General features: G+C 67.4%; 3 protein-coding genes and 1 pseudogene. 2 read left to right on the forward strand and 2 right to left on the reverse strand.

Annotated features, from left to right (window positions below; all coding sequences use genetic code 11):
• Together D7V93_RS39705 and D7V93_RS39710 are read left to right on the forward strand one after the other, a co-directional pair.
• Window positions 1-633: neuromedin U (locus D7V93_RS39705; RefSeq protein ID WP_120648234.1), on the forward strand; the 633-nt coding region annotated here is incomplete at its 5' end.
• 92 nt (window positions 634-725) lie between these two features.
• Window positions 726-1,745, forward strand: a complete 1,020-nt coding sequence (locus tag D7V93_RS39710; RefSeq protein ID WP_120648235.1) for an HAD family hydrolase — start codon at window positions 726-728, stop codon at window positions 1,743-1,745.
• A 9-nt stretch (window positions 1,746-1,754) separates the two neighbouring features.
• Here the strand turns inward: D7V93_RS39710 and D7V93_RS39715 are convergent, their stop codons facing one another.
• Together D7V93_RS39715 and D7V93_RS45500 are read right to left on the reverse strand one after the other, a co-directional pair.
• Complete coding sequence (locus D7V93_RS39715; RefSeq protein WP_120648236.1) at window positions 1,755-3,344, reverse strand: arylsulfatase; 1,590 nt, start codon at window positions 3,342-3,344, stop codon at window positions 1,755-1,757.
• 84 nt (window positions 3,345-3,428) lie between these two features.
• Window positions 3,429-3,962, reverse strand: a pseudogene (locus tag D7V93_RS45500) (hypothetical protein); the annotation flags it as partial.

The following is a 3,962-nucleotide window of genomic DNA, read 5'->3' on the forward strand; positions in this document are numbered from 1 at the left end:
ATCCTCAACATCCAGCCCGTGGTGCCGCTGTCGCTGACGCTGGACTGGAACCTCATTGCCCGGGTCATCCTGCCCGTCGTGTACCAGCCGGACGCGGCGGTGGAGAGCGGGGGGACGTTCGGGCTGGGGGACACGTCGGCCACCTTCTTCATGGCGCCCCGCAAGCCCGGGTTCCTCATCTGGGGCGTGGGTCCGGCGCTGCTGCTGCCCACGGCGACGGCTGACGTCCTGGGCACGGGGAAGTGGGGCGTGGGGCCTTCCGTGGTGTTGCTCGTCCAGCCCACGCCCCTGTCGGTGGGCGTGCTGGCGAACAACGTGTGGTCCGTCTTCGGAAGCGGGGACCGGCCTGCCGTGAACCAGCTGCTCCTCCAGTACTTCCTGACCTACAACCTGCCCCAGGGCTGGTACGTGACGTCCGCGCCCATCCTCACCGCCAACTGGAAGGCGACCGGGGACAAGTGGGTCATCCCCTTTGGCGCAGGGGCGGGCAAGGTCTTCACGGTGGCCGGGCAGGCCCTGAACGGCTCCGTGAGCGCGTACTACAACGTGGTCCGTCCGGAGGGCAGCGCGGACTGGCAGCTCCGCGTCCAGCTCGCGTTCCTGTTTCCCGAGGGCAAGAAGAAGGGCAAGTAGCAGGCGTGCCCAGCGGAGCCCTCCTGCACGGGTCCCCTGGGTGTTGCGCAGGGGACACGGCGTTCCCAGCGTGCCAGGGAGAGGTGCTTCCCATGTCCCTGTCCCAGCTTTCGCGCCGTCCCAGTCGTCAGGCTCTTTTCGTCGTGCTCTCGCTCGTGCTCGGACTGGCCTTCCCATCCGCGGCCCGGGCGCAGGCCGCGAAGGCCGACCCCCTCCCATCGTGGAACGACGGCCCGGTGAAGCAGGCCATCGTCGGCTTCGTCTCCCGCGTGACGACGGAAGGCGGCCCGGATTTCCTCCCGGTGGAGGAGCGCGTCGCCGTCTTCGACAACGACGGCACGCTCTGGCAGGAGAAGCCCGCGGTCCAGGGCGCCTTCCTGGTGGAGCGCGTCCGGGCGCTGGCCGACAAGGACCCCTCGCTCCGGAAGAAGCAGCCCTACAAGGCCGTGCTGGAAGGGAACGTCGACGCCTTGATGGAGGGGGGCGAGAAGGGCCTGATGGAGCTGTTCGCGGCCACCCACGCGAACATGACGCAGGAGCAGTTCCAGGCCGACGTGCGTGAGTTCCTCGAAACCGCGCGCCACCCGAAGCTCGGCGTGCCCTACACGCAGCTCGCCTACCTGCCGATGCTCGAATTGCTCCAGTACCTGCGCAACAACGGGTTCCAGACGTGGATCAGCTCGGGCGGCGGCATCGACTTCATGCGCGTCTTCTCCGAACAGGTGTATGGCATTGCTCCGCAGCAGGTCATCGGCAGCAGCCTCGCGGAGAAGTATGAGAAGCGCGGCGGCAAGGACGTGCTGTGGCGCGAGCCTCGCGTGGACCACGTGAATGACAAGGAGGGCAAGCCGGTGGGGAACGACCTGCACATCGGCCGGTCCCCGGTGTTCGTCGCGGGCAACGTCCGCAGTGGCGGCGACATCGCCATGCTCGGCGCGTCCCGGCAGCGGCGCGGGCCCTCCTTCCAGCTCCTCATCCACCACGACGACGCTGCGAGGGAGTTCGCCTACGAGGAGAAGGACGGGGCCTCCCTCCGGGCCGCGAAGGAGGGAGGCTGGACCGTCGTGAGCATGCGCGACGACTGGAAGACGGTGTTCAGCGGGACGCCATGAGCCGGGGGTTCAATGGACCGCGGGCTGTTCCTCGCCCGCGGGCGCCACGGCCTCCTCCTCGGAAGGGGCCGCAACGGCCAGCGTCTTCTGCCGCTCCCGTGCCTTGTCCAGTGCCCCGCTGATGCTGAAGCTGGCGGGCTTCTGGCGTGGAGGGAACTCCTCGAAGGTCTTCAGGAACTCGCCGACGATGACCTGCGCGGGGACCAGGACGAACATGTGCTGGGCGACCCACAGGTCGTAATAGAGCGACGCGTCCTTGTCGCCCCGCTCGAAGGGATCGCTCCGGAGGTTGAAGAGCTTCGGGATGCGCAGCTCCGTGAAGGGATCCTGCCAGACGCCCAATCCATGGGAGCGCTGTTCCTGGAAATGGAGCTTCCACGCATCGACCCGCAGCGCCATCAGGTCGCCGTCATCGCTCCAGTAGAAGAAGCCTCGGCGCGGGTTCTTCTCCACGTCGCCCTTGAGGAAGGGCAGCAGGTTGTAGCCGTCGATGTGGACCTTGAACGTCTTCTTCCCGGCCGTGTGACCGCGCTTGAGCTTCTCGACGATGTCGGGTTCACCGGCGGCCGCGAGCAGCGTGGGCAGCATGTCGGTGTGCGAGAAGATTTCATTCGAGAGGGTCCCCGGCTCGATGACGCCCGGCCAGCGGATGGCGCAGGGCACGCGCCAGCCGCCCTCCCAGTTGGTGTCCTTCTCGCCGCGGAACGGGGTGCTGCCGCCGTCGGGCCAGCTCAGCACTTCGGCGCCGTTGTCGGTCGAATACATCACGATGGTGTCCTGGGTGATTCCCAGCTCATCGAGCTTGTCGAGCAGCTGGCCCACGTGGCCGTCGTGTTCGACCATGCCGTCCGGGTACAACCCAAGCCCCGTCTTGCCCTGCGACTCCTTCCTCAGGTGCGTGAAGACGTGCATGCGGGTCGCGTTGAACCAGCAGAAGAAGGGCTTGTCCTCGGCGGTGTTGCGCTCGATGAAGTCCGTGCACGCGGACAGGAACTCGTCATCCACCGTCTCCATCCGCTTCTTCGTGAGCGGGCCGGTGTCCTCGATTCTCTGCGTGCCGTCAGGATTGGCCCAGCTGTGCAGCACGCCGCGCGGCCCGAAGCGTTGCTTGAACTTGGGGTCCTTGGGGTAGTCCGGGTTCTCGGGCTCCTCCTCGGCGTTGAGGTGATAGAGATTGCCGAAGAACTCGTCGAAGCCGTGGTTCGTGGGCAGGAACTCGTCCCGGTCGCCCAGGTGGTTCTTGCCAAACTGGCCGGTGGCATAGCCCAGGGGCTTCAACAGCTCGGCGATGGTCGGGTCTTCATCCTGGAGGCCGAGTTTGGCGCCTGGCAGTCCCACCTTGGTGAGGCCCGTGCGGATCGGTGACTGGCCGGTGATGAAGGCGGCGCGCCCCGCCGTGCAGCTCTGCTGCCCGTACCAATCGGTGAACCGCGCGCCCTCGGCGGCGATGCGGTCGATGTTCGGCGTGCGGTAGCCCATTGCCCCCTGGTGGTAGCAGCTCGGGTTGAACCAGCCGATGTCGTCTCCCCAGATGATGAGGATGTTCGGTTGCTTCTTCGCTTCCTTCTTCGCTTCCTTCTTCGGTTCCTTCTTCGCCATGTCGCCTCCCCTGCGCCTTGCGCGTTGCGACGCTGTGTCAGCACCTTGTCCACCGCCTGGGAGGGGCGCCAGCGAGGGGCAGCGTCAGAGCAGGCTCTTGCCGACCGCCGTGAGCACGTCCATGAAGCGCCGGTTGATGAAGAGCAGGGGCACCATCGGCGCCATGGCCGCGCAGAGGATGGCCACCACCGCGCGAGGGTCCATCGGCAACCACCGCATGGAGCGCGCGAGGGTGAACGACGTGCCCAGGTCCGTGAGGGACGAGAAGTCGGGCGCGCTCAGGGGATCCACCCCGGGGGGCTCCTCGCGGTGGAACCACCGGTGCTCGAAGCGCCGCGAGTGCCAGGCCGCCACGCCTGAGAAGGCGTGGTCCCCGCGTCGCTTCGCCACCAGGAGCTGGCGGCAGAAGGGGAGCAGGGGGGCGAACAGGACGATGAGGCAGATGAGCCCGAAGGCGAGCAGGTGGGTGGCGTACCCGATGAGGTCGCCGTTGGGGTCATACCGCAGGCGCTGCGCGGTGAGCGTGGAGGCCACCGCGAAGACGATGATGGAGAAGCTGGCCTGGCAGGTGCTGAGGAAGCCCAGGCCGCCCGCGACATCGGGGTGGGTGGGCACGAG

Source organism: Corallococcus llansteffanensis (assembly GCF_003612055.1).
Taxonomy (GTDB): domain Bacteria; phylum Myxococcota; class Myxococcia; order Myxococcales; family Myxococcaceae; genus Corallococcus; species Corallococcus llansteffanensis.